At 64.5% G+C, this 24,070-nt stretch carries 22 protein-coding genes and 2 pseudogenes; 10 read left to right on the forward strand and 14 right to left on the reverse strand.

The annotated features are described in order from the left end of the window. Positions 1 to 195 precede the first annotated feature (195 nt). The 4 genes from X743_RS144900 to X743_RS1000000173625 are packed head-to-tail and all read left to right on the forward strand — an operon-like array spanning position 196 to position 2,485. On the forward strand, positions 196 to 1,362 hold the full coding sequence (locus X743_RS144900) for an ATP-grasp domain-containing protein (protein ID WP_023767968.1): 1,167 nt from the start codon (positions 196 to 198) through the stop codon (positions 1,360 to 1,362). Positions 1,363 to 1,365: 3 nt separating this feature from the next. Further along, on the forward strand, positions 1,366 to 2,142 hold the full coding sequence (locus X743_RS144895) for an esterase family protein (RefSeq protein WP_023767969.1): 777 nt from the start codon (positions 1,366 to 1,368) through the stop codon (positions 2,140 to 2,142). Positions 2,143 to 2,171: 29 nt separating this feature from the next. Beyond that, the gene (locus X743_RS1000000173620) at positions 2,172 to 2,339 is read left to right on the forward strand and encodes a nuclear transport factor 2 family protein (protein WP_245264302.1); all 168 of its coding nucleotides are present in this window, start codon (positions 2,172 to 2,174) and stop codon (positions 2,337 to 2,339) included. Next, positions 2,336 to 2,485, forward strand: a complete 150-nt coding sequence (locus X743_RS1000000173625) for a hypothetical protein (protein ID WP_023767971.1) — start codon at positions 2,336 to 2,338, stop codon at positions 2,483 to 2,485. Before X743_RS1000000173620 ends, X743_RS1000000173625 begins: the two co-directional genes overlap by 4 nt. Positions 2,486 to 2,495: 10 nt before the next feature. Here the strand turns inward: X743_RS1000000173625 and X743_RS144890 are convergent, their stop codons facing one another. Beyond that, positions 2,496 to 4,025 (reverse strand): MFS transporter, encoded by a 1,530-nt coding sequence (locus tag X743_RS144890; RefSeq protein ID WP_023767972.1) that lies wholly within the window; start codon positions 4,023 to 4,025, stop codon positions 2,496 to 2,498. A 146-nt stretch (positions 4,026 to 4,171) separates the two neighbouring features. On the opposite strand from X743_RS144890, the gene X743_RS144885 reads away from it, so the two are divergent. Next, the gene (locus tag X743_RS144885; RefSeq protein WP_245264303.1) at positions 4,172 to 5,134 is read left to right on the forward strand and encodes a LysR family transcriptional regulator; all 963 of its coding nucleotides are present in this window, start codon (positions 4,172 to 4,174) and stop codon (positions 5,132 to 5,134) included. Positions 5,135 to 5,298: 164 nt separating this feature from the next. Further along, on the forward strand, positions 5,299 to 6,378 hold the full coding sequence (locus tag X743_RS144880) for a siderophore-interacting protein (protein ID WP_023767974.1): 1,080 nt from the start codon (positions 5,299 to 5,301) through the stop codon (positions 6,376 to 6,378). A 205-nt stretch (positions 6,379 to 6,583) separates the two neighbouring features. On the opposite strand, the gene X743_RS144875 is transcribed toward X743_RS144880, so the two are convergent. The 5 genes from X743_RS144875 to X743_RS144855 form a co-directional block, all read right to left on the reverse strand. After that, positions 6,584 to 7,684 (reverse strand): AbrB family transcriptional regulator, encoded by a 1,101-nt coding sequence (locus X743_RS144875; RefSeq protein ID WP_023767975.1) that lies wholly within the window; start codon positions 7,682 to 7,684, stop codon positions 6,584 to 6,586. 57 nt (positions 7,685 to 7,741) lie between these two features. After that, positions 7,742 to 7,987, reverse strand: coding sequence for a type II toxin-antitoxin system prevent-host-death family antitoxin (locus tag X743_RS144870; protein WP_023767976.1), 246 nt, complete (start codon positions 7,985 to 7,987; stop codon positions 7,742 to 7,744). Between the two features lie 39 nt (positions 7,988 to 8,026). After that, positions 8,027 to 8,335, reverse strand: a complete 309-nt coding sequence (locus X743_RS144865; RefSeq protein ID WP_023767977.1) for a putative quinol monooxygenase — start codon at positions 8,333 to 8,335, stop codon at positions 8,027 to 8,029. Between the two features lie 64 nt (positions 8,336 to 8,399). Next, positions 8,400 to 9,182: an SDR family oxidoreductase gene (locus tag X743_RS144860; RefSeq protein WP_023767978.1), complete on the reverse strand. Its 783-nt coding sequence runs from the start codon at positions 9,180 to 9,182 to the stop codon at positions 8,400 to 8,402. A 64-nt stretch (positions 9,183 to 9,246) separates the two neighbouring features. Then, complete coding sequence (locus X743_RS144855) at positions 9,247 to 9,693, reverse strand: DsrE family protein (protein WP_023767979.1); 447 nt, start codon at positions 9,691 to 9,693, stop codon at positions 9,247 to 9,249. A gap of 96 nt (positions 9,694 to 9,789) precedes the next feature. On the opposite strand from X743_RS144855, the gene X743_RS144850 reads away from it, so the two are divergent. Continuing rightward, positions 9,790 to 10,893 (forward strand): hypothetical protein, encoded by a 1,104-nt coding sequence (locus tag X743_RS144850; RefSeq protein ID WP_023767980.1) that lies wholly within the window; start codon positions 9,790 to 9,792, stop codon positions 10,891 to 10,893. Between the two features lie 153 nt (positions 10,894 to 11,046). Here X743_RS144850 and X743_RS144845 read toward each other — a convergent pair whose 3' ends face one another. Both X743_RS144845 and X743_RS144840 read right to left on the reverse strand, forming a co-directional pair. Further along, positions 11,047 to 11,994, reverse strand: a complete 948-nt coding sequence (locus X743_RS144845) for a cation diffusion facilitator family transporter (RefSeq protein WP_023767981.1) — start codon at positions 11,992 to 11,994, stop codon at positions 11,047 to 11,049. A 5-nt stretch (positions 11,995 to 11,999) separates the two neighbouring features. After that, positions 12,000 to 14,189, reverse strand: a complete 2,190-nt coding sequence (locus tag X743_RS144840) for an anthranilate synthase (protein ID WP_031258312.1) — start codon at positions 14,187 to 14,189, stop codon at positions 12,000 to 12,002. Positions 14,190 to 14,509: 320 nt separating this feature from the next. Between X743_RS144840 and X743_RS144835 the strand changes: the two genes are divergently transcribed. After that, a complete protein-coding gene (locus X743_RS144835) occupies positions 14,510 to 15,280 on the forward strand; it encodes an isocitrate lyase/phosphoenolpyruvate mutase family protein (RefSeq protein WP_023767984.1) in 771 nt (256 codons plus the stop codon). Here X743_RS144835 and X743_RS144830 read toward each other — a convergent pair. The 4 genes and pseudogenes from X743_RS144830 to X743_RS144825 form a co-directional block, all read right to left on the reverse strand. After that, complete coding sequence (locus X743_RS144830; protein ID WP_031258313.1) at positions 15,277 to 16,332, reverse strand: succinylglutamate desuccinylase/aspartoacylase family protein; 1,056 nt, start codon at positions 16,330 to 16,332, stop codon at positions 15,277 to 15,279. The two genes, X743_RS144835 and X743_RS144830, sit on opposite strands and share 4 nt — an antisense overlap. A gap of 72 nt (positions 16,333 to 16,404) precedes the next feature. Further along, a pseudogene (locus X743_RS07205) lies at positions 16,405 to 17,573 on the reverse strand (MFS transporter). A 149-nt stretch (positions 17,574 to 17,722) separates the two neighbouring features. Next, positions 17,723 to 19,110: pseudogene (locus X743_RS07200) on the reverse strand (FAD-containing oxidoreductase). Continuing rightward, positions 19,107 to 19,568 (reverse strand): membrane protein, encoded by a 462-nt coding sequence (locus tag X743_RS144825; protein WP_023767988.1) that lies wholly within the window; start codon positions 19,566 to 19,568, stop codon positions 19,107 to 19,109. Before X743_RS144825 ends, X743_RS07200 begins: the two are co-directional and overlap by 4 nt. A gap of 140 nt (positions 19,569 to 19,708) precedes the next feature. Here X743_RS144825 and X743_RS144820 point away from each other — a divergent pair, with 140 nt between their 5' ends. Further along, complete coding sequence (locus tag X743_RS144820) at positions 19,709 to 20,266, forward strand: sugar O-acetyltransferase (RefSeq protein ID WP_031258314.1); 558 nt, start codon at positions 19,709 to 19,711, stop codon at positions 20,264 to 20,266. A 22-nt stretch (positions 20,267 to 20,288) separates the two neighbouring features. Here the strand turns inward: X743_RS144820 and X743_RS144815 are convergent, their stop codons facing one another. Continuing rightward, on the reverse strand, positions 20,289 to 21,278 hold the full coding sequence (locus X743_RS144815) for a helix-turn-helix domain-containing protein (RefSeq protein WP_023767990.1): 990 nt from the start codon (positions 21,276 to 21,278) through the stop codon (positions 20,289 to 20,291). A 129-nt stretch (positions 21,279 to 21,407) separates the two neighbouring features. Between X743_RS144815 and X743_RS144810 the strand changes: the two genes are divergently transcribed. Continuing rightward, on the forward strand, positions 21,408 to 22,052 hold the full coding sequence (locus X743_RS144810) for a cysteine hydrolase family protein (RefSeq protein WP_031258315.1): 645 nt from the start codon (positions 21,408 to 21,410) through the stop codon (positions 22,050 to 22,052). Between the two features lie 67 nt (positions 22,053 to 22,119). Here X743_RS144810 and X743_RS144805 read toward each other — a convergent pair whose 3' ends face one another. Beyond that, positions 22,120 to 23,799 (reverse strand): formate--tetrahydrofolate ligase, encoded by a 1,680-nt coding sequence (locus X743_RS144805; protein WP_023767992.1) that lies wholly within the window; start codon positions 23,797 to 23,799, stop codon positions 22,120 to 22,122. Positions 23,800 to 24,070: the final 271 nt, after the last annotated feature.

The raw sequence follows: 24,070 nt of genomic DNA on the forward strand, positions 1-24,070 counted from the left end.
AACCGCTTCGACGCAAAACTGAAGCGGACAAGTAATGTGCTACCAAAACCGGACATCTTGATTAGCTACCGACAGCGGGGTGGGACCCGGTTGAATGCCATACTAATGCGGATGCTCTTCCCCGCGCGCTGCAAATACGCCAGACTTGAGCGCTGGCGGGGCTGCGGTGCCCCTTTCGCCGGGAGGGGACTGGCCATGAATTTCGTGTTCTTCTCGCCGCATTTTCCAGCCAACGGCGCCGATTTCTGCGATCGGCTGAAAAAGGCCGGCGCCACGGTGCTCGGCATCGGCGACGCACCCTATGAAGAGTTGGACGGCAAGCTGAAGGCGTCGCTCTCTGAATATTACCGGGTCGCCGACATGGAGGACTATGATCCGGTGTTCCGGGCGATGGGGCATTTCATCCACAAATGGGGCCGCATCGACCGTTTCGAGTCGCTCAACGAGCATTGGCTGGAACTCGAAGCCAACATCCGCACCGACTTCAACATCTACGGCACCAAGCTCGATTTCGTGAAGAACCTGAAACGCAAGAGCCGCATGCGCGCCTTCTTCCGCAAGAGCGGCGTCGAGACGATCGCGCAGCGCAAATGCTCCGACCGCGCCGGCGCCATGACCTTCATCCGCCGGGTCGGCTATCCCGTGGTGGTGAAGCCGGATTCGGGATCCGGCGCCTCGAACACCTTCAAGATCTCCAACACGGGAGAGCTCGACCAATTCTTCAGGGACAAGCCCGAGGGCGTGACCTTCGTCATGGAGCAGTTCATCGAGGGGCTGGTGGTGACCTATGACGGGCTGGTCAACCGCGACGGCGAGGTGGTGCTGGCCGCCAGTCACCGCTACGACCAGAGCGTCATGGAGGTGGTCAACAAGGACCGCCACATGAGCTACATCTGTTTCCCCCGGATCCGGCCCGTTGTCGAGGAGGCGGGCCGCAAGATCCTGAAGGCGTTCGACGTGCGCGAGCGCTTCTTTCACATCGAGCTGTTCGAGACCAGGGACGACCGGATCATCGCGCTGGAGGTCAACATGCGGCCGCCCGGCGCCTGGATGACCGACGCGATCAACTATACGTTCGATATCGACGTCTATGCGGCATGGGCCGACATGGTGGTCAAGGACGCCGCCGGCGGCCCTTATGAGGGCAAGTATTTCACTGCCTATGCCAGCCGCAAGCGCCGCCTCCGCTATTTGCACAGCCATGAGGACGTGCTAGCCGCGCATGGCGACAAGATCGTCCACCATCAGGCCATCGAAGAGGTTTTCAGCCGCGCCATGGGAAATTACGCCTATCAGATGCGGTCGAAGGATCAGGCGGCGCTGCGCGAAGCGGTCGCCTATATCCACGCGGAAAAGGCGTGAGGGATGGACATCACCTATCACAAGGCCTTCGCCCGCAATCTCGGCCGCGACATGGAGTACAAGCGCTACGGCCATGCGGGCCGGCCGGTCGTGGTGTTCCCGACCTCGCAGGGGCGGTTCTACCAGTTCGAGGATTCGGGCGGGGTGGGCGCGCTGGCCGAGTTCATCGACACCGGCCGCATTCAGTTGTTCGCGGTCGACGGTATCGATTCGGAATCCTTCTTCGCCAAGCATGTCGACGCCGCGCACCGCATCGCCCGGCACGAGGCCTATTTCCGCTATGTGCGCGAGGAGGCGCTGCCGGAATTCCTGGAGACCGCCTCGGCAGCCAATGGCGGGCGCAAGCTGAAGCCGCTGTTTTCGGGTTGTTCGATGGGCGGCTACCACTCGTCCAATTTCGTCTTCCGCTTTCCGGAACTGGCGAGCGGCGTCATCGCCCTGTCGGGCGTTTATTCGGCCCGCGACTTCTTCGGCAAGACGCTGGAAGGCGATATCTTCTACAACTCGCCGCTCGACTATCTGCCCGGCATCGTCGATCCGAAACTGCTGGCGCGGCTGAAGTCGCTCAGGCTGATCTTCTGCTGCGGGCAGGGCGCCTGGGAAGAGCGCATGCTGGTCGAGACGCGCCAGCTGGAACAGATCCTGCGCGACAAATCGATTCCCGCATGGGTCGATTATTGGGGCGGCGATGTCAGCCATGACTGGCCATGGTGGCACAAGCAGCTGGTCTATTTCTTCGGCCGCTGGCTGGATGAGGATCTGATGCACAGGCTCGACTAAGCTACATTGACGCACCTTGGGCAGAGATGATGACGATACCCGAACCCATCCGCCGCTTCGTCGAGGCCACCAATGCAGGTGATACGGAAGCCTTTCTCGACACCTTTGCCGACGATGCGTTCCTGAGCGACTGGGGGCGGGACTTTCACGGACGCGAACAGATCGTGCGCTGGAACAGTCGGACAATATCGGCGTGAAGTCCAATCTCCGGATTGTCCGCATCGCAGCGGCGCAAGGCACTTATCGCGTCCGCACCGCCGTCACGGGCGACGGCTTCAACGGCGAGGGTGACATGACCTTCACGCTGGACGGCGATCACATCGCAAGCCTGGTCATCGCCTGATATCCGCAGCCTATCCTTCCTGGCATGCCGGGACAGGCACGGCCTCATGTTCCACCGTCGATCCGCGACGCACGCCGAGGAACACGACAAGGGCGGTGACGATGGTGATTGCCGCCAGCACGATCAGCAGCCTGTCGAACGCCGCTTCGTAAGCCCCGACCAGGATGGCGGCGCTGTCCGTCGGCAGATGTTGCGCACTTGCACCGACATTGCCGGTCACCAGCAGCTGCGCCGCGGCGGCCGTATCCGTGGACGCTCCCTGAGCGGCCAGCTGTGCCGCGGTGAAGCCGGACAGTGTCGCCATGACGATTGCCACCGCCACGCCCTCGCAGGCGACGCGGGTGGTGTTGAAGATGCCGACCGCCATGCCGGCGCGCTCCCTCGGCACGACGCTGACGGCAAGCCCGTCCATCAGTCCCCACGGCAAGGCAATTCCGACGCCGATCAGCACAAGCGGCGCCACCAGCGCGATGTCGACCGGTGGTGTCAGGCTCAGCCAGACGAGGCCGGCGGCGGTGACGAGCAGGCCGACGCCGCAGATCGTGGCCGGCGCGATCCAGCGCGCCAGCTGGCCGGCAAGCAAAGGCAGGATCAGCAACGGTCCCGAGAGGCAGATCATCAATTGCCCGGCCTTGATCTCGCCCATCCCTTCGATGCCGATGAAGCGGATCGGCAGAAGCACGAGCAGAACGACAAAGCCATAGGCAGGTGCCGCCGCCAGGAACTGGACGCCGACGAAGCGAGGAAAGCGAAACAGGGTAAGATCGAGCATCGGTCGCCGCACGCGCTGCTCAACCATGACGAAGACGGCAAAGAAGACAAGCGCCACTGTAAGCAGTGCGATGACGAGGGGATTGGCCCAGCCGCTTTGCGGCGCCTGCAACACGCCATAGGTCAGCGAGGCCAGCGCGATGGTGAAGGTGCCGGCTCCCGCCCAGTCGAGCCCGGTCGCATCCGGATCGCGCGAGTCCCTGATGGTGCGCAGGCCGAGGACCGCCGAGGCGATCGCGAGTGCCGCGACCAGAACAAAGATCGATCGCCAACCGAATGCGGAGATGAGCAGGCCGGAGGCGATTGGACCAAAGGCGAGACCGATGCCGAAGCTGGTGCCGAGGAAGGAGAAGGCGCGCAGCCGCAGCGGTCCCTCGAATTCCTGGGCAAGTGCCGAGGCCCCGCCGGCGAAGGCCAGGGAACTGCCGATCCCTTGCGCGGCCCTGAACATGTCGAACCAGATGATGTCGGGCGCCAGCATCGCGCCAAGTGACGCCACGACATAGAGGCAGAGGCCAGCGAGGAAAATCCGCTTGCGGCCGTGATTGTCGGCCAGCGCTCCGGCCGCCATCAGGCTGGCGCCGAAAGTCAGCATGAAGGCGTTCGTCACCCAGTTGAGCGCGATCGGGCTGCCGCCGAGATCGGCCGCTATACGCGAGAGCGCGACCGCCGGGCCGGTGAAGGTCAAGGGCATCGTCATCGCGGCAAGGCATACCGACAAGAGCACCAGCCATCTCTCGGCCGAGCCGGTTGTGGTCTTCAGGATCATGGATTTTCCTATCCGAAAAAGCATCCGCCAGCTTGCCGCGTGGGTCGCGCGCCGGTCGCAACGACAAGATAGGCCCGCCGTCTTTCCAGAAAAATGGTATTGTATTTCCTGACATACCGGACTGAAACGCTCGAATGGAAAATGCAATGGATCGCCTCAATGGCCTCTTGGCCTTCGCCCGCACCGCCGAACTCGGTAGTTTCATCGCCGCCGGCCGCGCGCTCGGCATCTCGGCTTCCGCCGTCGGCAAGNCCCGCACCGCCGAACTCGGTAGTTTCATCGCCGCCGGCCGCGCGCTCGGCATCTCGGCTTCCGCCGTCGGCAAGAGCGTCGCGCGGCTCGAACAGGAGCTCGGCGTGCGCCTCCTGCAGCGCAGCACGCGACGTGTCGGCCTGACAGAGGAGGGCAGGCTGTTCGACGAACGGGTGCGGCGCATCCTGGACGACATCGACGATGCCGAGGCGATGCTGTCGCGGACACGCGAGACGCCACGCGGGCGGCTGCGTGTCTCGACCCCGATCGTCACCTACCATCTGCTGCTGCCGGTGCTGTCGGAGTTCATGGCCCGCTATCCCGAGATCGAGCTCGATATCGATTTCAACGATCGCGTCGTCGACGTCATCGAGGAGGGCATCGATGTTGCGATCAGAAGTGGCGAGCTGCCCGATTCACGGTTGGTGTCGAGACCCGTTGCGCCGTTTCGTATGCTCTTGTGCGCGGCGCCCTCCTACCTCGACCGCCATGGCACTCCGAGTGAGCCGGCGGATCTCACCAGGCATTTCGGCATAAACTTCCGCTTCCTCAACAGCGGCAGGCTGCTGGACTGGCCGTTCATTACCGGAAGCGCCCAACCGCAGATCCGCTCGATGCTGACCTGCAACAATATGGAAGCCTTGAAAGGCGCCACGCTCACCGGCCTGGGTATCGCCTGCATGCCCGATTTCCTGGTCCGCGAGGCGTTGCGCGAGGACAAGCTGCACGTCGTTCTGGACGATCATGTCGACGGCCGTGGCCAGTTCCGGATGCTGTGGCCCTCCAATCGCCATTTGTCGCCGAAGGTGCGCGTTTTCGTCGATTTCCTTCCCGAACGCCTTGCAGCACCGCGATAGGCCGGCCGGCATAAATCAAATCTCCGACGGCTCATCCATAAATATGATTATTTAAGTCAAGTTTCTTATGGAAACGACGGCGACGCTGTGGCATGCCCGGCGATAGCGACGAGGCCAAGATCTTTCTGCGGCTTCGTTTGAACCGCTATCGAAGGACTTGAACGATGGACCAGTTGAGTGCGCAGACCCGGATCAGCGATGAGGCGATGAGGTCGGCGATCGAGCGTCTTCGCACCGAGCACGGCGAATTCGAGATCGAGACCGGTGCCGCCGATCGATGGGAACTTCGCCTCTATTACGGGTCGTTGAGTGCCACGCTCGACGGCAACGCAATGCTGGTCCGCGTCGCGGCTATGGACGAGACCTGCCTCTCCTACATGAAGATGACGGTCGCCGGCCATGTTTCCCAGCATCTCGGCATCACCAGCGGATTGTGTTGGGAAGGCGATGGCAGCGATGCCGGCACGCCGGTCTTCTTCCGCGAGATCACCGTGATGTCGTCGACGCGGATTTCGCCGCACATGAAGCGCCTGCGTTTCGCCAGCAAGGATCTCGGCCGTTTTACCCATGGCGGTCTGCACATGCGGCTGCTCTTGCCGCCGCGTGGCCGGCGGCCGGTCTGGCCCACCCTTGGCGCTGACGGCCTGCTTGTCTGGCCCTCCGGGGAGGACGCGCTGACCGTGCGGGTCTACACGATCCGGGCGATAGACGCCGCAAGCGGCTGGCTCGATGTCGACTTTGTGCTGCATCCCGGCCAGGATACGCCCGCCGCCGCCTTCGCGCAGAATGCACGGGCTGGAGACGTGATCGGCATGATCGGGCCCGGCGGCGGCGAGGCGCCGGAGGCGCAGATCCTGCTTCTGGCCGGCGACGACACGGCGCTGCCTGCCATTGGCAGGATCCTGGAGCATCTGCCACCGTCGACCCGCGCCGAGGCGCTCATCGAGGTCGACGGTCCGGATGACCGGATCGCGTTGCCGCAGGGCGAGAACATCGACATCACTTGGCTCTACCGGCACGGCCGCGAGGCCGGCACCGCCGGCCTGTTGCCAGCCGCTTTGCGGGAACGCAGCCATTCCGCGCTTGCCGACGGGCTCCATGTCTGGGCCGGATGCGAATTCGCCGACTTCCGCGAAATCCGCAAGATCGTGCGCAAGGAGTGGGGCCTGTCGCGTGACAGACACCTAGTCACCGCCTATTGGCGCCGCGGCGCGCCGGGCGAAAATGGGGGCGGCGAGGAGTAGCGGCTGCTCCTCGCGCCGGGCGCTGATCCCAGAAACGGTAGCGCAGGCTGGCGAACAGCGAGCGGCCTTCGTCGCGGTAGCAATAGCCGGCCGAGCAGATGGTCTTACGAGTGTCGAACAGGTTCTTGGCGTTGACCTATCGCACAGCGGCAACGCCGGCTTGGATCCGGCCAGCCAAATTATGAGGTCTGGGGAGTGGTCCCGCCTAATCTCTGATCGACCGGGCCACCAGCCGCGCGACGCTTGGGCCGACCAGAAGCACGACGAGGAACCGTGCCGATTGCAGCGCCATGACGAAGGAGATGTCGACGTTCCGCGCGGCGGCGGCGATGATGGCGACGCTGTCCATGCCGCCGGGGCTGGTCGCCAGATAGGCGGTCAGCGGATCGATGCCAAGGAGATGGCTGATCAGGAAGGCGAGCCCGCCGCAAAAGGCGATCAGCGCCACGATCGAGGCGATGATCTGCGGCAGGGCGCGCGTTGCATGGCGCAGGATCGGCCGGGTGAAGTTCAATCCGATCGACCAGCCGACCATGGCGTAGCTGACGGCCAGCAGCCAGGGCGGCAATTGCATCTCCACGCCAAGGCCGAGATGGATGACGGTGCCGAAGATGAAGGTACCGAGGAAGAAGGGCGAGGGCAGCCGGCACAATTTGCCCGCCAGCCCGCCGACGATCGCGATGCCGATGGTGGCGGCGAAGGCTTGGGCATCGATCGGCGGAAACCAGACGATGGGCGGGATCTCGATGCCCGATGTGTCTACCCACATCTTGGCGACCAGAGCCGCCGTCACCGAAACGAAGATGACTCGCAGATACTGCATGAAGGCGACGAGGCGCTGGTCGGCGCCGAAGGCGCCAGCCATCAGCACCATGGCGGTGGCGGCGCCCGGCGAGGAGCCCCAGACGGCGGTGGTGCCGGGCAGGATACGCCAGCGGCTGATCAGCCAGCCGAGCAGGCTGGAGGCCGCGACGGTCGCCACCACGACACCCAAGAACAGGGGCCATTCTCGGTAGAAGACGGGAAAGATGTCGGCCGAGATCGAAGCGGCGACGAGGCAGCCGACGATCGCCTGGGCAGAGCCGAACAGAAGGCGCGGTACGCGCACCGTGGCGCCATTGGTGCCGGCGGCGATGGCCGCCAGCATCGGCCCGATCAGCAGCGCCGCCGGCAAAGCGGCGAGTTCGAGCGTGCCGGCAAACAGGGCCGAAATGGTGAGCAGGACCAGCCATTGCCAAGGCCTGCTTATCCGCGCCATGCGCTCGATGGCAGGATGATCCAGAGGTGGCTCGGTCGAGGAATCCATTTTTCGGTCTTAGACGTGAAGCCGGGCGATGCGAAGCCGTTGCGCCGAAAAAGGAGCTTACGCGTGGGTGCCGAACTGTTGCTCGATCTCTCCGTCGCCTATGCGATCGAAGTCGTCGGGGACGGAAAACTGGCCAGCCATAAAACCGATCCGTCGCGCCTGAGCCGACGCCGGCTGGTTGATCGACACGACCTTGACCAATGGTTTGCCCGCCTTGGCTATGATGAATGGCTCACCTTTGGCGGCCTGGTCAACGAGACGTGAAAGATTGGCCTTTGCATTGTGCATGTTCACGATCTGCATTGTAGGTTGCCCCCGTTGGCATGGCACTGTCTGTCCTAGTCAGTCAGTCTTGCCGTCAGGCAACCCGAAGCCGCCAACCGGATGGGTCTCGACCTGGAACTCGAAGCCGGCGATGAAGGGTCGGGCCTTGGCGATGGCCGCCTGGACTTCGGGAAGCTGCAGCGAGGCCTTGTGGCTTTCGGCGTCGGTCCACACTTCGGTGACCCAGATCGCGTCGGCATCAGCGGGGTCGCGGGCGATGATATAGCTCAGGCAGCCGGGCAGGGCGCCGGTGCTGGCGCGCAGGACATCCATGACCGCATCGCGCTGGCCGCGCGCCGCCCGCATCTTGCCGATCAGTCCGTACATTCCGTTGTCTCCCCTTCAAAGTCTCCGACAAGAGTATGCGGGCCGCCAGTATGCAGATAGCTGGTCACGGCATCAACTGGCCGCCATTCACCTCGATCACCTGACCGGTGATGTAACCGCTCAACAGGTCCGATGAAAGGAACAGATAGGCGCCGACGCAGTCTTCGGCGGTGCCGGCGCGCCCTTGCGGAATGGTGGCGACCATGCCTTTCAGCTGTTCGTCGGTCGAATAGCGCTCGTGGAACGGCGTGAGAATGGTGCCGGGCGCCACCGCGTTGACGCGGATGCCGAAGCCGATCAGTTCCTTGGCCATGCCGCGCGTCACGTTGGAGACGAAGGCCTTGGCGGAGCCGTAGAGGCCGGCGCCGCCGCCCGCCCCGTTGCGCGCGGCGATCGACGAGGTGTTGACGATGAAGCCACCCTGCTTCTTCAGCCACGGCATCGCCTTGCGCGAGGCGGTCAGCACCGAGCGGGCGTTGAGGTCCATCACCGCGTCGTAATGGGCCTCGGTCTGCTCGGCGTAGGGCACGCGGCCGAGCATGCCACCGGCATTGTTGACCAGCCCGTCGAGGCGGCCGAAATGTTGCGCGCTGTCCTCGACGACGCGTACGACATCGGCGGCGACGGAGAAGTCACCCTGGACGAGGAACACCTCGCCGCCATTGTCGGCAATGGTCTCGCCGAGCTTCTCGGCGGCGTCGCGGCTTGAATTGTAGTGCAGTGCCACCTTGGACTTCTGCGCGGCATAGGCCAGCGCCAGTGCGGCGCCGATGCCGGTCGAGGCACCGGTGACCAGCACCGCCTTGCCGGCGAGATCGGGGATGGTAAGCGCGGTCGTGCCTGGCACTACAGTTTCCTCCGGAGATTTTCATGAGACCAGCCGTTCGCGACCGTCCAGTCAAGACTGTGCACTATGGCCTGAGATAGGCATAGCCCTGGCTTTGCAGTTCGGCGAGCTTGACGACACCACCCTTGTCGGCGGCATGGAAGCCGGCGAGCAGGTCGGCCAGCGAAATGTCCATGCCGTGCATGGTGTTGGCGCAGGCATGCGGCTCCAGCCCCTGCTGTACCAGGCCGGCGAAGCGGCCGGAGACCGCCGCCGATATGCCCTTCGACTTGAAGCCGGCAAGGGCCGGGCCATGCACGACGAGCACGATGTCGACATTGCCGCCAGTGCCCTCATAGTGATTCTTGATGTTGCCGAGCACGAAGTTGACCTTGTCCACATCGCTCAGGTGATAGGCGACCTTCAGCCTGGCGGGCTNGGCGGGCTCGGTGGCCGCGACCTGCACAGCCCGCAGGCCAAGAAGCGTTCCGGTTCCGGCAAGAACCGCGCGGAACATGTCGCGCCGGCGCATGGCATCCCTCCTCGGATTTCTCCGCGATTTGCGTGGCTCCAGCCGCAATACTAGCATAAATTGACGTAACGTCCTGTCGATGCGAGGAGGGGTCACATGACGTCCAGGGTAGGGCAATGGAAGACAATCGCCGGCGCCGGATTTGGCGCCGCGCTGCTCGGTTTGCTGGCAGGCACGGCCGCTGCCGACGATGCGCTCAAACTCGCCGAACTCAGTCCGAACGGGGCGGACGCCTGTTTCGGCCGGGTCTATGACGCGGCGCATATGAAGGCGTATCCGAAGCAGAAGGTGGCGCGGATCTTCTTCTACTATGGCCATGATCCGGTCAGCAGGCCGAACGAGGAACCGTCGGCGAATTCGGACACGTCCTACAATGGGTTCCTTACCACCACCGTGCGCGGCGCCAAGTCGCCGCAATGGGCAGGCGGCTGGTGCAATCACGCGTCCGAGGACGACGCATCGGGCCAGATCCGTTGCGGCATGGATTGCGACCGCACGCTGGCGTCGCTGAAGGTCGACGACAAGGGCCGGTTGCTCCTGTCCGATCTGTCGTCCGATATCTATCTCGATGCGGATTCGGAAGAAGAACTCGGCGCGGCCGAATACGACAGGCAGGCGCTCGGCAAGGAGGACGACAATTTCCGCCTCGACCCAATGCCGGCCGCGACCTGCAAGGCGGAGTTCGCGCGCATCGATCCGATCGATCCGGCGCTCGGGGCGCCGTTGCGCGAGCGGCTGAAGCCCGACCAGGCCTTTTGCTACGGCCGCGACTACGATGCGTCGCATCTGGCCTCGCATCCCGGCCAGCTGACGCAATCGATCCGGGTTTTCCGCGGCCCGGTGGAACTGGCCTCCTACGCTTCCGGCGGTGACGTCGCCAATTGGCCCGACGGCGCCGATATTGCCGTCTCGGTCACGACGCGGCAGAAGTTGGGCAAGGTCACGCAGACCTATTCCTGCCAGGGCGAGGCGGACCAGTGGCGTTGTGCCGCGAGCTCGAAAATGAGCGATTTCTCCTGCGACATCGCGCAGAAGGAGATTTTCCTCAAGCGCGGTACCAACGGCATGATGATGCTGGCCAATCCCAACAGCAGCCTGGCGATCGTCGATCTCTGCTCGAAGGCGGCCGACGGCAAGACGCAATCCGATGACAAGGTCTACCGGCTGCAGCCAATGCCGCAATCAGCCTGCGCGCCGTGAGGCCTGCCGATATTCGGGTGATGCCGGCCTGCGAACGGCAGCTTCCTGCGCTTCCGGTGCTCACGTACTTAAGTACGCTCCGCTCCGGTTCTCGGAAGCCACCATTCTCGGCTCGGCCTGACCTGAATCTCGACAGGCCTCGCAAACTGCAGGCTATGCAAACGGCACAGCCGTCGTGCCTTTCGGCAGCTTGGCCTCGTCGTCGGGCTCGACGTGGATGGTGACGCGCACCGAGGGGATTTCGGCCTTCAGCGCGTCCTCGATGCGGTCGCAGATGACGTGGCTGGCGCCGACCGACATGTCGGCGTCGACGACCAGGTGGAACTCGATGAAGGTGGCGCGGCCGGCGATGCGGGTCTTCAGATCATGCACCTCCAGCGCGCCCTTGCAGTTGGCCGAGATGACGTCGCGGATGCGCATGTTTTCCTGCGTGTCGACGGCGCGGTCCATCAGTCCGTTCATCGACGAGCCGATGACGTGCCAGCCCTGCCACAGGATGTTGAGCGCGACGAGGACGGCGAGAGCCGGATCGAGGATCTGCCAGCCGGTCAGGATGGCCCCGACCAGGCCGCCGAAGACGCCAACCGAGGTGACCACGTCGGTCATGATGTGGTTGCCGTCGGCGACCAGCGCCGGCGACTTCTCGGCCCGGCCGGCGCGGATCAGCGTCCAGGCCCAGAAGGCGTTGATGACGGTGGCGACGCCGTTGACGGCAAGACCTTTCCAGGGCTGCTCAAGTGGCGCCGGCGCCTGCCAGGAGCGCCAGACTTCGTTCAAGATCAGAAGGGCGGCGAGCACGATCAGCACGCCTTCGAGCACCGCGGAAAAGTATTCCGCCTTATGATGGCCGAACGGGTGATCCTGGTCGGCAGGCCTGTAGCTGATCTGGATCGCCCAGAAGGCGGCGGCCGAGGCGATGACGTTGACGATCGATTCCAGCGCATCCGAATAAAGCGCCACCGAACCGGTAACGTACCAGGCCGCGATTTTGAGGCCGAGCACGATCGCGGCAATGATGATCGACCAGAAGGCAAGGTTGGCGACCTTGCGCTTCGCCGCGGCCTTGGCCGCGATCGCCACCGTGTTCTCGGCTTCGGCCATTGAGTTCAGGCTGCCTTTTCCTTGGCCTTGCGCGGCAAATGGGCGACAATGTTCTCGATGATGCGCATGCCGGCATTGTGGCCGAGCGTCATGATCGATTCCGGGTGGAACTGGACGGCGGCGATGGGCTCCTTGCGGTGCTCGAAGGCCATGATGATGCCATCCTCGGTCTCTGCCGTGACGATGAAGTCATCGGGCAGCCGCACCGGATCGGCGAAGATCGAGTGGTAGCGACCGACGGTGACTTCCTTGGGCAGGCCGGAAAAGATGATGCCCGGCTTGGAGACGCGGATGCGCGACGGCTTGCCGTGCATGGGGATATGCAACTGCCTGAGTTCCCCGCCATAGGCCTCCGCCAGCGCCTGCAAGCCAAGGCAGACGCCGAAGATCGGCAACTCGCGGGCACGAGCTCGTGCGATGGTGGCAGCGCAGTCGAAATCCTTCGGCGTGCCGGGGCCGGGCGACAGCACGACAAGGTCGGGCTTCAGCCGGTCGAAGACTTCCTCCGGCACCGGTGTGCGCACGGTCGAGACATTGGCGCCGGTCTGCCGGAAATAGTTGGCGAGCGTATGGACGAAGGAGTCCTCGTGGTCGACGAGCAGGATGTTGACGCCGTCGCCGACGCGCGCGGTGGTGCGCTCGGTGCTGGCGGAGTTGCCTGCCTTTGCGTCGCGGATGGCGGAGAGCATGGCGGATGCCTTCAGTTCGGTTTCGGCTTCTTCTTCCTCGGGAATGCTATCGAAAAGCAGCGTGGCGCCGGCGCGCACCTCGGCGATACCGTCCTTGATGCGGATGGTTCGCAGCGTCAGGCCGGTGTTCATGTCGCCGTTGAAATTGACCATGCCGATCGCACCGCCATACCAGGCGCGCGGGCTCTTCTCGTACTGCTCGATGAAGCGCATGGCCCACAGTTTCGGCGCGCCGGTGACGGTGACCGCCCAGGCGTGCGAAAGAAACGCGTCGAAGGCATCCATGCCTTCGCGCAGGCGGCCCTCGATGTGATCGACAGTGTGGATCAGGCGCGAATACATCTCGATCTGGCGGCGGCCGATGACGCGCACCGAGCCCGGCTCGCAGACCCGCGACTTGTCGTTGCGGTCGACGTCCGAGCACATTGTGAGCTCGGATTCGTCCTTCTTCGAGTTGAGCAGTTTCAGGATCTGCTCGCTGTCTGAAATGGCGTCGTCACCGCGCTTGATGGTGCCGGAGATCGGGCAGGTTTCGACGCGGCGGCCGTTGACGCGCACGAACATTTCGGGCGAGGCGCCGATCAGGTATTCGCCTTCGCCCAGATTGATGAAGAAGGAATAGGGCGAGGGGTTGATCGACTTCAGCTTGCGCGAAATCTCCGATGGCTGCGTCTCGCAGCGCTCGTAGAACATCTGGCCGGGCACGACTTCGAACAGATCGCCGCGCTTGAACGAGTCCATCGCGCGGCGCACCAGATTGGCGTATTCGCCGGGCTCGTGGTCGCCGCGCGGCGGGATCCGGTCGGCGGTCTTGAACGGCTCGGCGATTTCGTCGCGCGGCAGGCCCTCGGTGGAAAAACCCTCGCCCGAATAGTCGTAGCGATCGGTCCAGGCCTTGGCCGAATAATGGTCGACGACCAGGATTTCGTCGGGCAGGAACAGCACGAGGTCGCGCTGGCTGGGCTTGCGCTCGAGCTTATAGTCGACCGGATCGAACTGGAAGGCGAGGTCGTAGCCGAAGGCGCCGTAGAGGCCGAGATTGGCGTCTTCGGCGGTCTTGAACAAAGCGGTGATGGCGCGCAGCACGGTGAACACCGAGGGAACGCGGCTGCGCTCTTCCTCGGTGAAGACCCGGCCGGGCTTGGCGACGTCGAGGCGGATGAGTTTCTTCGAAGTTTCGGCGATCGTCACCTCGGAAAGGTCGCCGAGCGTCTTGCCGATGACCGGCAACAGCGCCTCGCCGCGGCCGTTCAGCGCCTCGATGCGCATGGCGCGGCCGCGCGCCGAGATCACCAGCGGCGGATCGATGATGGCGGTGTCCCAGCGCGTGTAGCGGCCGGGATATTCGTAATTCGAGGAGAACACCGCGCCCCGGCGCGAATTCAAGCCATCGACATAGCTGTCGATGGCTCCCGCATAGGGCCTGTCGTGACGCTCGCGGGTGATGGTGATGCCACCCGCGGTCACGAAGCTTTCAGCGCCGTTTTCCAGAACCTTCATCGTCATTGCCGTCTCCATCAGCTTGTTGGGGCAACGGACCCGGGACTGGCTTTGGAAAAACAAATGGCCGCCCGGACATTCCGTTGCGGCCACCCTCTCTTTCACGCACGCGCGTTCGAACAGGCCGCTGTCAGCAGGCCCACCACCAAATGGTCTTGGTCGAACGCATGTTCATGGCGAAATCCATAGCGGCGAAAAACCGGATACGCAACTGATTTGAAAAGTCTGTTCGGTGGCCGCCGCTTCTCAGGCCCATGGCACATCGCCACAGCCGGTAGCCCTGCTTAAACTGCGTGTCCAACATCGAGAAGACGGGATAAACATCAATGACCCAGCAGATCGAGCGCGCGCGAACGTTCCATTCCCTTCACGTCAAAGGCAATCCGGTCGTTCTCTACAATGCCTGGGATCCGGGGTCGGCCAAGATCGTCGAGAAAGCCGGCGCCAAGGCCATCGCCACCGGAAGCTGGCCGGTCGCTGCCGCCTTTGGCTACGCCGATGGTGAGAAGATTCCGCTGGAACTGGCGCTCGACAACATCAAGCGCATCGTGGCGGCGGTCGACCTGCCGGTGACCATGGACCTCGAGGGCGGCTATGGCGTCGAGCCGGAGGTCGTCGCCCAAACGGTGACGCGTGCCTTGCAGGCCGGCGCCATCGGCTTCAATTTCGAGGACCAGATTGTCGGCGGCAGCGGGCTGCACGACATTGACGTGCAGGTGAAGCGGGTCGAGGCGGCTGCAGCGGCCGTCAAGGCCTCCGGCATCCCGGCCTTCCTCAACGCCCGCACCGACGTCTTCCTCAAGGCGAAGCCCGATGCGCATGACAGGGCCCTGCTCGACCAGGCGATCGAGCGCGCGCATGCCTATGAACAAGCCGGGGCAAGCGGCTTCTTTGCGCCGGGCCTTGGTGACGAAGGGCTGATCGAGGCGCTGTGCAAGGCCACGACGCTGCCGGTCAACATCATCGCGCTGGCGCATGTGCCGCCACGGCAGCGGCTGGCCGAACTCGGCGTCGCCCGCATCAGCCATGGTCCCGTGCCTTACCGGCTGATGGCTGAGTGGCTGGAGGCCAAGGCTCGGCAGGCCATTTCTGGCTAATCCTCCAGCGTGCCTGACCTTGCGTCGGCGCTCTTCCTGTCGCCGACCAGTTTCAGCAAATCCTCGCCGGCGCGGATGATGCGGCGCGAGCGGCGGGTCAGGATGAGGCCGTCCTGCGGCGCGAACACTTCCGTGCGGCCATCGGCTTCGCCCGGCGCATGGACGATGGTGGCCAGCCGCGCGCCCCACGCGACGCGATCGCCGGGCTTCACGTCATAGAGGACAGCGCCAGCCCGGGGCGCCGGCATCATGTCGATGTTCTCCAACGGGGCGACGACACCCTTGAACGGACCGGGCGCCGGCAGGGCGCCGTCGGCGATCACGCCGCGTGCCACCAGCAGCCGGTAGAGGCCTTCGGCATCGGCGGTGGCGAACGCACCATCGACGTCGAGGATGCCGCGATATTCGACCGTGGTGGCAATGCGGCGGTCGAGCTTCGCCACCTCGGCGGGAGCGTTCTGGTAGGGCATGATCGAGGCGCCCTCGAAAGTACCGTCGGTGTCCTCGCTCCACAGTACCACCGCGTCGATGCCCATGGCGGCGGCGCAATCGGCCATGGCTGGCCACAGGCTGGTGTGGATGTAGAGATAGGCCAGGCCTTCGTCGTCGCAATGCAGGTCGAGCACGATGTCGTTGCCGAGCGACAGCTGCACCAGGCGTGACTTCAACCGTTGGTCGGCGCCACCGAACGTGGTGTCGGGCAAAAGCTTGGCATCGGGTGCCGCAAGCAACGGAAAGCCTCTGTTGAAGTTGGTGCGGGTGCCCAGATGGAAGCGGCCCTGATGCTCGCCGAAATGATACTGGGCGCGGCCGATCGGGTTGGCCCACGGCACGATTGTGATGTTGCCCTTGATGCGGCCTTCGGCTTCGGCCTTGGCGAGCATCGGCATCAAGGCATCGATGGCGACGACGCCCGGCAACTCGCCGGCATGGAGTGCCGCCTGCAAATAGGCCGAGGGCGCCGCCTTGTCGGCGCCGGTGAAGCGGAACACCGGGAATTCGTAGGAAACGCCATCGCTGTCGCCGGCGATGCGTTCGATCGATTTCTGCATGACTCTCTCCTTCGGCAGGCGGAGAGACATGCCCCTCTGCGAGGCCATTGTCGATTGGTCCAATTTGTCGCGCTACTCAGCGGGTTGTGCGACGGGGATTCGCCGGTCCAGGGCCTGTGACAGCACCGCGACGGTGACCGCAAGCAAAGCGAGCACCGCGCCGACCAGGGGCAGGTGGGCATAGGAAACGCCAGCCGAAAGGGCCACGCCGCCGATCCAGGCGCCGCCGGCGTTGCCGACATTGAAGGCGCCCTGGTTGAGCGTGGCGGCGAGGTTCGGTCCCTCGGAAGCCGCCTCGACGACGCGGATCTGCAGCGGCGGTACGACGACGAAGACCAGCAGGCCCCACAGGAAGACGACACCGATGGCGACGCTCGGGATCGCGCCGAACTGCATGAAGCCGACGAACAGGACCGCCATCAAAAGCAGCGTGCCGATGACTGTCGGCATCAGCTTCCAGTCGGCCAGCCGGCCGCCGATGACGTTGCCGATGGTCATGCCGGCGCCGAACAGCAAGAGCACCCAGGTGACCGCCGAGGTCGACAGGCCGGACACGTCGGTGAGATAGGGTTTGATGTAGGTGAAGACGGCGAACAGGCTGGCCGAGGCCAGCGAGGCGATCAGCATAGCCAGCCAGACCTGCAACTTGCCAAGCACGCGCAGTTCGCCGCGCAGGCCGCCGCCGCTCGGCTCGGCGACATCGGACGGCACCAGCCAGGCGATGGCGGCGACCGAGATCAGGCCGATGCCGACCACGGCAAGGAAGGTGGAGCGCCAGCCGAAAGCTTCGCCAAGCGCCGTGCCGGCCGGAACGCCCAGAATGTTGGACAGCGTCAGGCCGGCGAACATCAGCGCGATGGCGCTGGCGCGCTTGTTGCGTGGCACCAGGCTCGCCGCGACGACCGAGCCGATCCCGAAGAAGGCGCCGTGGCCGAAGGCGGTGAAGACGCGCGCGGCCATCAACAGCCAGTAATTGGGGGCGATGGCGCAGAACAGATTGCCGACGACGAACAGGGCGGCCAGCCCGACCAGCACCGGCTTGCGTGGCAGATGCGCCGTGGCCATGGCGACGATCGGCGCGCCGAAAACGACGCCCAGAGCATAGCCGGTGACCAGCAGGCCGGCGGCGGGGATCGTCACGCCGAGGTCGGCGGCGACCTCCGGCAGCAGGCCCATGATGACGAATTNGTGGTGCCGATGCAGAAGGACGCAATGGCAAGCGCAAGGATCGGCAAAGGCATGGGGCGTCCAGACTGAATCGGTTCAATTTTAGACTGCGCGAGGATCCATGCCGGGCGCAACATACATCGCTGCAATGCAGCAATGCAGAAAGGATGGAGCAGATCCGCAACGGGCTGCCGAGGCATCGGACCGGAAGCCGCATAGGGTTTCAGGCCAGCGGCTTCAGCTCCTGCGCGATGGTGGGAAGCAGTTCCGAGACGGTCGGATGGATGTGCATGGCGCGCGCCAGCGTGTCGACGGGCGCCTTGGCGTACATCAGGTCGAGCACGCAATGCACCGCCTCGTCGCCGCCAGGACCGAGCACCGAACAGCCGAGGATTTCCCTGGTGTCGGCATCAACAAGGATCTTCATGAAGCCTTGCGTTTCGCCCTTTTCGACGGCGCGTCCGACGCGCGTCATCGGCCGTTGGCCGACCAGCGCCCGGCGCCCGGATTTCCTGACCGCGGCCTCCGTCATGCCGCAGCGGCCGAGCGGCGGGTCGATGTAGAGCGCGTAGGCCTCGATGCGGTCGCTGACCTTGCGCGGATCGTTGTCGAGCAGGTTGGCGGCGACGATCTCATAATCGTTGTAGGAGGTGTGGGTGAAGGCGCCCTTGCCGTTGCAGTCGCCCATCGCCCAGATGCCCGGCACGCTGGTGCGCAACTGGTCGTCGACGGCGACGAAGCCGCGTTTGTCGACTTCCACGCCGGCCTTGTCGAGACCGAGGTCATCGGTATTGGGGTTGCGGCCGAGCGCCAGCAGCACGTGGGAGCCGACAGCCGGTGGTTTGCCGGCGGAGAAGGTCACGGCAATGTCGTCGCCCTGCCTGGCAAAGCCGATGTCGTCGGCGCCGAGATGAACCGCGATGTCTTCATTTTCGAGAATCGACAGGATGGCTGCGGAGACGTCCTCGTCCTCGCGGCCGGTCAGGCGCGGGCTTTTTTCGATGACGGTGACTTCCGAGCCGAAGCGGCGGAACATCTGCGCGAATTCGAGCGAGATGTAGCTGCCGCCGACAACGATCAGGTGGCGTGGCAGCACGTCGAGATACATCATCGTGGAATTGGTCAGGTAGTCGATATCATGGACGCCGGGCAGGTCGGGCACCGAAGCGCGGCCGCCGGTGTTGAGGAAGATCTTTTCGGCGGTCAGCAGCTCGTCGCCGACGCGCACTGTGTTGGCGGTCTCGAAGCGTGCGTGGCCGCGATAGAGGGTGCAGCCCTTCATGCCGGCAATCCAGGTTTCCAAATTGCCGCGGGCGTCGTTCGTGACCTTGTCCTTGCGCGCCTTGATCTTGTCATAGTCGACCCCGACGGGTCCCGAGAGCGTCACCCCATAATCGGCGGCGCGCCTGGCGAGATGCGCGGCATAGGCGCTGGCGACCATGGTCTTGGTCGGCATGCAGCCGGTGTTGACGCAGGTGCCGCCGACCAGCTTGCGCTCGATCAGCGCCACGCTCATGCCGGCATCCGTCAGCCGGCCCNCAGCCGGCCCGCCAATGGCGGCCCCGCCTGGCCGGCGCCGATGATGATGGCGTCGAAAGTCTTGGCCGTCATGCCACCGCCGCCACGATTAGCAGGCCGCCGATAATCGCCACCGCGTCCTCGATGAAGGCGGCGGGCGGATCCTTGCCGAAAGCCGCCGCGAGCCGGCCGCGCGCCTCGGCGCCGCCCAGCGTGCCGATAACCGCGCCGATGGCCCCGGCGATCAGGCCGCCGATGGTGGCGCCGCCAGTTGCGCCGATCACCGCGCCAGTGAAGGCGCCCATGACGATGCGGGCGCCGAACTGCTGCGGCACCTTGCGGCTGGGCGTCGACGGCAGCTGGTCGGTGACCAACTCGACGATGGCCAGGATGGTGAAGATGCCGACGGCGGCCCAGTGGCTCATGAAGCTCGCCCAGGTGCCGGCAACCGGCAGCCAGCCGAGCCACGCGCCCCAGGCGACGGCGGCCGGCGCGGTCATGGCGCGCAGGCCGGCAATGACGCCGATCAACAGTGCGAGAACGTAAAGCATGGTAGATCCCCTCGATCCCCGGGCCAGGACAGCCCTCAGAAGGCAGGCTACCATAGGTCTGATATTTGGCCACTACTTGCGTCGGCGCTTTTCTGCCGGCCGCGATTGTGCTTTGCAATGACGTCGACTGGAGACCCTTCATGGCTGATAGCGAGCGCACAAGGATGGCCGCCGGCCAATGGTACACCTGCCTCGATGACGAATTGGAGGCGCTGCGCGCCACGGCGCGCGACGCCGTGTTCGAGCATAATACGCTGCCGCCCCGCCAGCGCGGCAATCTCGGGCCGAGCCTGAAGGCGCTGCTCGGCGCCGCTGGCACTGGCTCCCGCATCGAGGCGCCGTTCCACTGCGCCTACGGCTTCAACATCTTTCTCGGCGACAATGTTTTTCTCAACGCCGGCTGCACCATCCTGGACACGGCGCCGGTGCGCATCGGCAAGGGAACGCTGCTCGGCCCCAATGTCCAGATCTACTGCGCCGAGCACCACAGGCAAGCGGCGGGACGGCAGGCGGGACTGGAGATCGCCAGGCCGGTCGAGATCGGCGCAAATGCCTGGATCGGCGGCAGCGCGGTGATCCTTGGCGGCGTCAGCATTGGCGAGGGCGCCATTGTCGGCGCCGGCGCGGTGGTGACGCGTGACGTGCCAGCCGACACCACGGTGGTCGGCAATCCGGCGCGGGCGGTCAAGCGGGGGTGAGGGGGGCTGCCGCCGCAGGCGATCAACGCGACAACGCCGCGCGCTCGTCCTGCTCGCCTCGCCTGGAAAACTCGCGCCGGTATTGCGCCGGCGATGTCCTCAGTCTCGCGGCAAAATGCTGGCGCAACGAGGTGGCGCTGCCGAAGCCGGCTTCGAAGGCGACGATGTCCATCGATTTCTCCGTCGCCTCCAGCAGCCGCTGCGCCAACTCGATCCGCTGGCTGGTCAGCCAATCGCCAAAACTGGTGCCGATCGACTTCTGGAAACGGCGGGTGAAGGTGCGCCGGGTCAGGCCGGCGGCTTCGGCGACGCCGTCGAGGCTGTGTGCCTCGCCGAGCGTGGCGCAAACCGCGTCAAGCGCCTGGGTGAAGCGGTCGGCGTCAGCGCTTTTTGCCACAGGGCGCTCGATGAATTGCGCCTGCCCGCCCTGCCGGTGCGGGGAAAGGACGATCTGGCGGGCGAGCCGCAGTGCCGCTTCCGCGCCGAAGCGGGCGCGCACGATGTGGAGACAGCAGTCGAGGCCGGCCGCGACACCGGCCGAGGTCACGACGTCGCCATTGTCGACATAGAGCACCGTGGCATCGACCGCGATGTCTGGATGGAGTTCCTGCAGCCGCTCGGAGTAGGCCCAGTGCGTCGCGGCGCGGCGACCTGAAAGCAGTCCAGCCGCGGCAATGGCAAAGGTTCCGAGACACAGTCCGACAATCAATGCGCCATGCTCGTGCGCTCTGCGCATCGCCTCCATCAACACTGGCGCTGGCGGCTCGCCGAGATGATGCCAGCTTGGAATGATGACGATATCGGCGCCGTCGAGCCCTTCGAGCCCATGCGGTGCGGCAACCGTCAGTCCGGCTTCGGTGTGGACCGGGCCGGCCTTGACCGCGCAGATGCGGAACTCGAAGCGCGGCAGCCCAAGCGCCGTCCTGTCCTCGCCGAACACCAGGCATGGCACGGAGAGATGGAATGGGCTGATGCCGTCGAAGGCTAGGACGGCAATGATCGGGTCGGTCATGGGGGGCTTCCAGCAGGTGATCGCGGATTGTCCCAATTCTTTCGAATGATGTCAATCGGGACACTTTTGGTCGCTTGGCGATATCCCTATTTTCGGCCCCATCGCATTCAAGCCGGAAAGGAAAACACCATGTCTGACCCAGTCAAAACCGCACCGCGCCGCGCTCTCATCGTCATCGACGTCCAGAACGACTATGATGGCGGCAATCTCGCCATCCAGCATCCGCCGTTCCGCGACAGCGTCGTCAACGTGGCGCGGGCCATGGATGCGGCCACTGCTGCCGGCGTCAAGGTAGTGGTCATCAAGCAGATGGCACCCGAGACATCGCCAGTTTTCGCCAAGGGCAGCCATGGCGCCGAACTGCATCCGGAGATCGCCATGCGCGGCCGCGACCACTATATCGAAAAGAACCTGCCTTCCGCCTTCACCGGCACCGACCTCGAGGATTGGCTGCGCGCCAACGCCATCGATACGCTCACGGTGGTCGGCTACATGACGCACAATTGCGATCTGTCGACCATCATCCACGCCGTGCATATGGGCTTTGCGGTCGAATTCCTGTCCGACGCCACCGGCTCGCTACCTTATGCCAACAGCGCCGGCTATGCCTCGGCGGAGGAGATTCACCGCGTGGTGACTGTTATCCTGCAGTCGCGCTTCGCGGCGGTGCTCAAGACTGCCGAGTGGGTGGAGTGCCTGAAGACCGGCGCCTTACCGGAGCGCGATACGATCTACGCCTCCAACCAGCGGGCGCTGGCGCGCAGCGCGGCGTAGCAAGATCCGCAAACAGAACGGGCGCCGCATCGCTGCGGCGCCCTTTCTTGTCTGGTGTTCATAATGTCTAGAACAGCCCTTCGATCTGGCCGGCCTCGTTGAGGAAGATCTTCTCCGAAGAGGGCGCCTTGGGCAGACCGGGCATGGTCATGACCTCGCCGCAGATGATGACGACGAAGCCGGCACCGGCCGAAAGCCTGACCTCGCGCACCGGCACGGTGTGTCCGGTCGGGGCGCCGCGCAGGTTCGGGTCGGTCGAGAACGAGTACTGGGTCTTGGCCATGCAGACCGGCAGGTTGCCATAGCCGGCGTCTTCCCAGGCCTTGAGCTGGTCGCGTACCGACTTGTCGGCGATCGCTTCCGAGCCGCGATAGATGCGCTGGACGATGGTGTTGATCTTCTCGAACAGCGGCATGGCATCGGGATAGAGCGGCGCGAACTGCGAGGCGCCGGATTCGGCCAGCGCCACCACCTTGTTGGCGAGATCCTCGATGCCGGCCGAGCCGTGGGCCCAGTGCTTGCACAGGATCGCTTCTTCGCCCATCGAGGCGACATAGTCCTTCATCGCCTGGATCTCGGCGTCGGTGTCGGAATAGAAGTGGTTGATGGCAACCACCGCCGGCACGCCGAACTGGCGGATGTTCTCGATGTGGCGGCCAAGGTTGGCGCAGCCCTTCTTCACCGCCTCGACGTTTTCCTTGCCGAGATCTTCCTTCTTGACGCCGCCATTCATCTTCATGGCGCGCACGGTGGCGACGATGACGGCGGCCGCCGGCTTGAGGCCCGCCTTGCGGCACTTGATGTCGAAGAATTTTTCGGCGCCGAGATCAGCGCCGAAGCCGGCTTCGGTGACGACGTAATCGGCGAGCTTCAGCGCCGTGGTGGTGGCGACGACCGAGTTGCAGCCATGCGCGATGTTGGCGAACGGGCCGCCATGCACGAAGGCCGGATTGTTCTCCAGCGTCTGCACCAGATTGGGCTGCATGGCATCCTTCAAGAGCACGGCCATGGCGCCATCGGCCTTGAGATCGCGCGCATAGACCGGCGACTTGTCGCGGCGATAGGCGACGATGATGTCGCCAAGGCGCTTTTCCAGGTCCTTCAGGTCGGTCGACAGGCACAGGATCGCCATGACTTCCGAGGCGACGGTGATGTCGAAGCCGGCCTCGCGCGGGAAACCGTTGGCGACGCCGCCGAGCGAGCAGATGATCTCGCGCAGCGCCCGGTCGTTCATATCCATGACGCGGCGCCACACCACGCGGCGGGTGTCGATGCCGAGTTCATTGCCCCAGTAGATGTGGTTGTCGATCAGCGCCGACAAAAGGTTGTGCGCGGTGGTGATGGCGTGGAAGTCGCCGGTGAAGTGAAGGTTCATGTCCTCCATCGGCACGACTTGTGCGTAACCGCCGCCGGCGGCACCACCCTTGACGCCGAAATTCGGGCCGAGCGAGGCCTCGCGGATGCAGACGATCGCCTTCTTGCCGATGCGGTTCAGGCCGTCGCCGAGGCCGACCGTGGTGGTGGTCTTGCCTTCGCCAGCCGGGGTCGGGTTGATGGCTGTGACCAGGATCAGCTTGCCGTCCTTGTTGCCTTTCACCGACTTGATGAATTCGGCTGATATCTTTGCCTTGTCGTGGCCGTAGGGCAGCAGGTGTTCGGTCGGGATGCCAATCTTCTGGCCGATCTCCTGGATCTGCTTTTTCCTGGCGCCGCGCGCGATCTCGATGTCGGACTTCACTTCGGCCATGACGGCTTTCCTCTGGATTGGACGATGGAGGGGACGGGGTTGATGTCTATCGCAAACAGGTTGGAACCGGGCGCGCGGGCATGTTCTAACCCTCTCGCTGCCGTGGCGTCAACTTTCATGCAACTATGTTTCCTCTAGAGAAAATTCCTCTGCGGCCGGCCGACCTGTCCTCGGTTCTTCCTGGCTCCGCTTGCCGCGCCGTATAGAAGCCAGAGCAGGGAGGCTTCCGCCGTCTCAAAACAGCCGCACAATGCACCGAATGCGACAGAGG

This window comes from Mesorhizobium sp. LNHC232B00 (genome assembly GCF_000502435.1).
GTDB classification, from domain to species: Bacteria; Pseudomonadota; Alphaproteobacteria; order Rhizobiales; family Rhizobiaceae; genus Mesorhizobium; species Mesorhizobium opportunistum.

Bases quoted from the DNA above. Each gene is read 5' to 3' on its own strand.
- X743_RS144900 (WP_023767968.1), top strand. From the start codon at position 196: ATGAATTTCGTGTTCTTCTCGCCGCATTTTCCAGCCAACGGCGCCGAT.
- X743_RS144895 (WP_023767969.1), top strand. From the start codon at position 1,366: ATGGACATCACCTATCACAAGGCCTTCGCCCGCAATCTCGGCCGCGAC.
- X743_RS1000000173620 (WP_245264302.1), top strand. From the start codon at position 2,172: ATGACGATACCCGAACCCATCCGCCGCTTCGTCGAGGCCACCAATGCA.
- X743_RS144890 (WP_023767972.1), bottom strand. From the start codon at position 4,025: ATGATCCTGAAGACCACAACCGGCTCGGCCGAGAGATGGCTGGTGCTC.
- X743_RS144880 (WP_023767974.1), top strand. From the start codon at position 5,299: ATGGACCAGTTGAGTGCGCAGACCCGGATCAGCGATGAGGCGATGAGG.
- X743_RS144875 (WP_023767975.1), bottom strand. From the start codon at position 7,684: ATGGATTCCTCGACCGAGCCACCTCTGGATCATCCTGCCATCGAGCGC.
- X743_RS144870 (WP_023767976.1), bottom strand. From the start codon at position 7,987: ATGCAGATCGTGAACATGCACAATGCAAAGGCCAATCTTTCACGTCTC.
- X743_RS144865 (WP_023767977.1), bottom strand. From the start codon at position 8,335: ATGTACGGACTGATCGGCAAGATGCGGGCGGCGCGCGGCCAGCGCGAT.
- X743_RS144850 (WP_023767980.1), top strand. From the start codon at position 9,790: ATGACGTCCAGGGTAGGGCAATGGAAGACAATCGCCGGCGCCGGATTT.
- X743_RS144845 (WP_023767981.1), bottom strand. From the start codon at position 11,994: ATGGCCGAAGCCGAGAACACGGTGGCGATCGCGGCCAAGGCCGCGGCG.
- X743_RS144840 (WP_031258312.1), bottom strand. From the start codon at position 14,189: ATGACGATGAAGGTTCTGGAAAACGGCGCTGAAAGCTTCGTGACCGCG.
- X743_RS144835 (WP_023767984.1), top strand. From the start codon at position 14,510: ATGACCCAGCAGATCGAGCGCGCGCGAACGTTCCATTCCCTTCACGTC.
- X743_RS144830 (WP_031258313.1), bottom strand. From the start codon at position 16,332: ATGCAGAAATCGATCGAACGCATCGCCGGCGACAGCGATGGCGTTTCC.
- X743_RS144825 (WP_023767988.1), bottom strand. From the start codon at position 19,568: ATGCTTTACGTTCTCGCACTGTTGATCGGCGTCATTGCCGGCCTGCGC.
- X743_RS144820 (WP_031258314.1), top strand. From the start codon at position 19,709: ATGGCTGATAGCGAGCGCACAAGGATGGCCGCCGGCCAATGGTACACC.
- X743_RS144815 (WP_023767990.1), bottom strand. From the start codon at position 21,278: ATGACCGACCCGATCATTGCCGTCCTAGCCTTCGACGGCATCAGCCCA.
- X743_RS144810 (WP_031258315.1), top strand. From the start codon at position 21,408: ATGTCTGACCCAGTCAAAACCGCACCGCGCCGCGCTCTCATCGTCATC.
- X743_RS144805 (WP_023767992.1), bottom strand. From the start codon at position 23,799: ATGGCCGAAGTGAAGTCCGACATCGAGATCGCGCGCGGCGCCAGGAAA.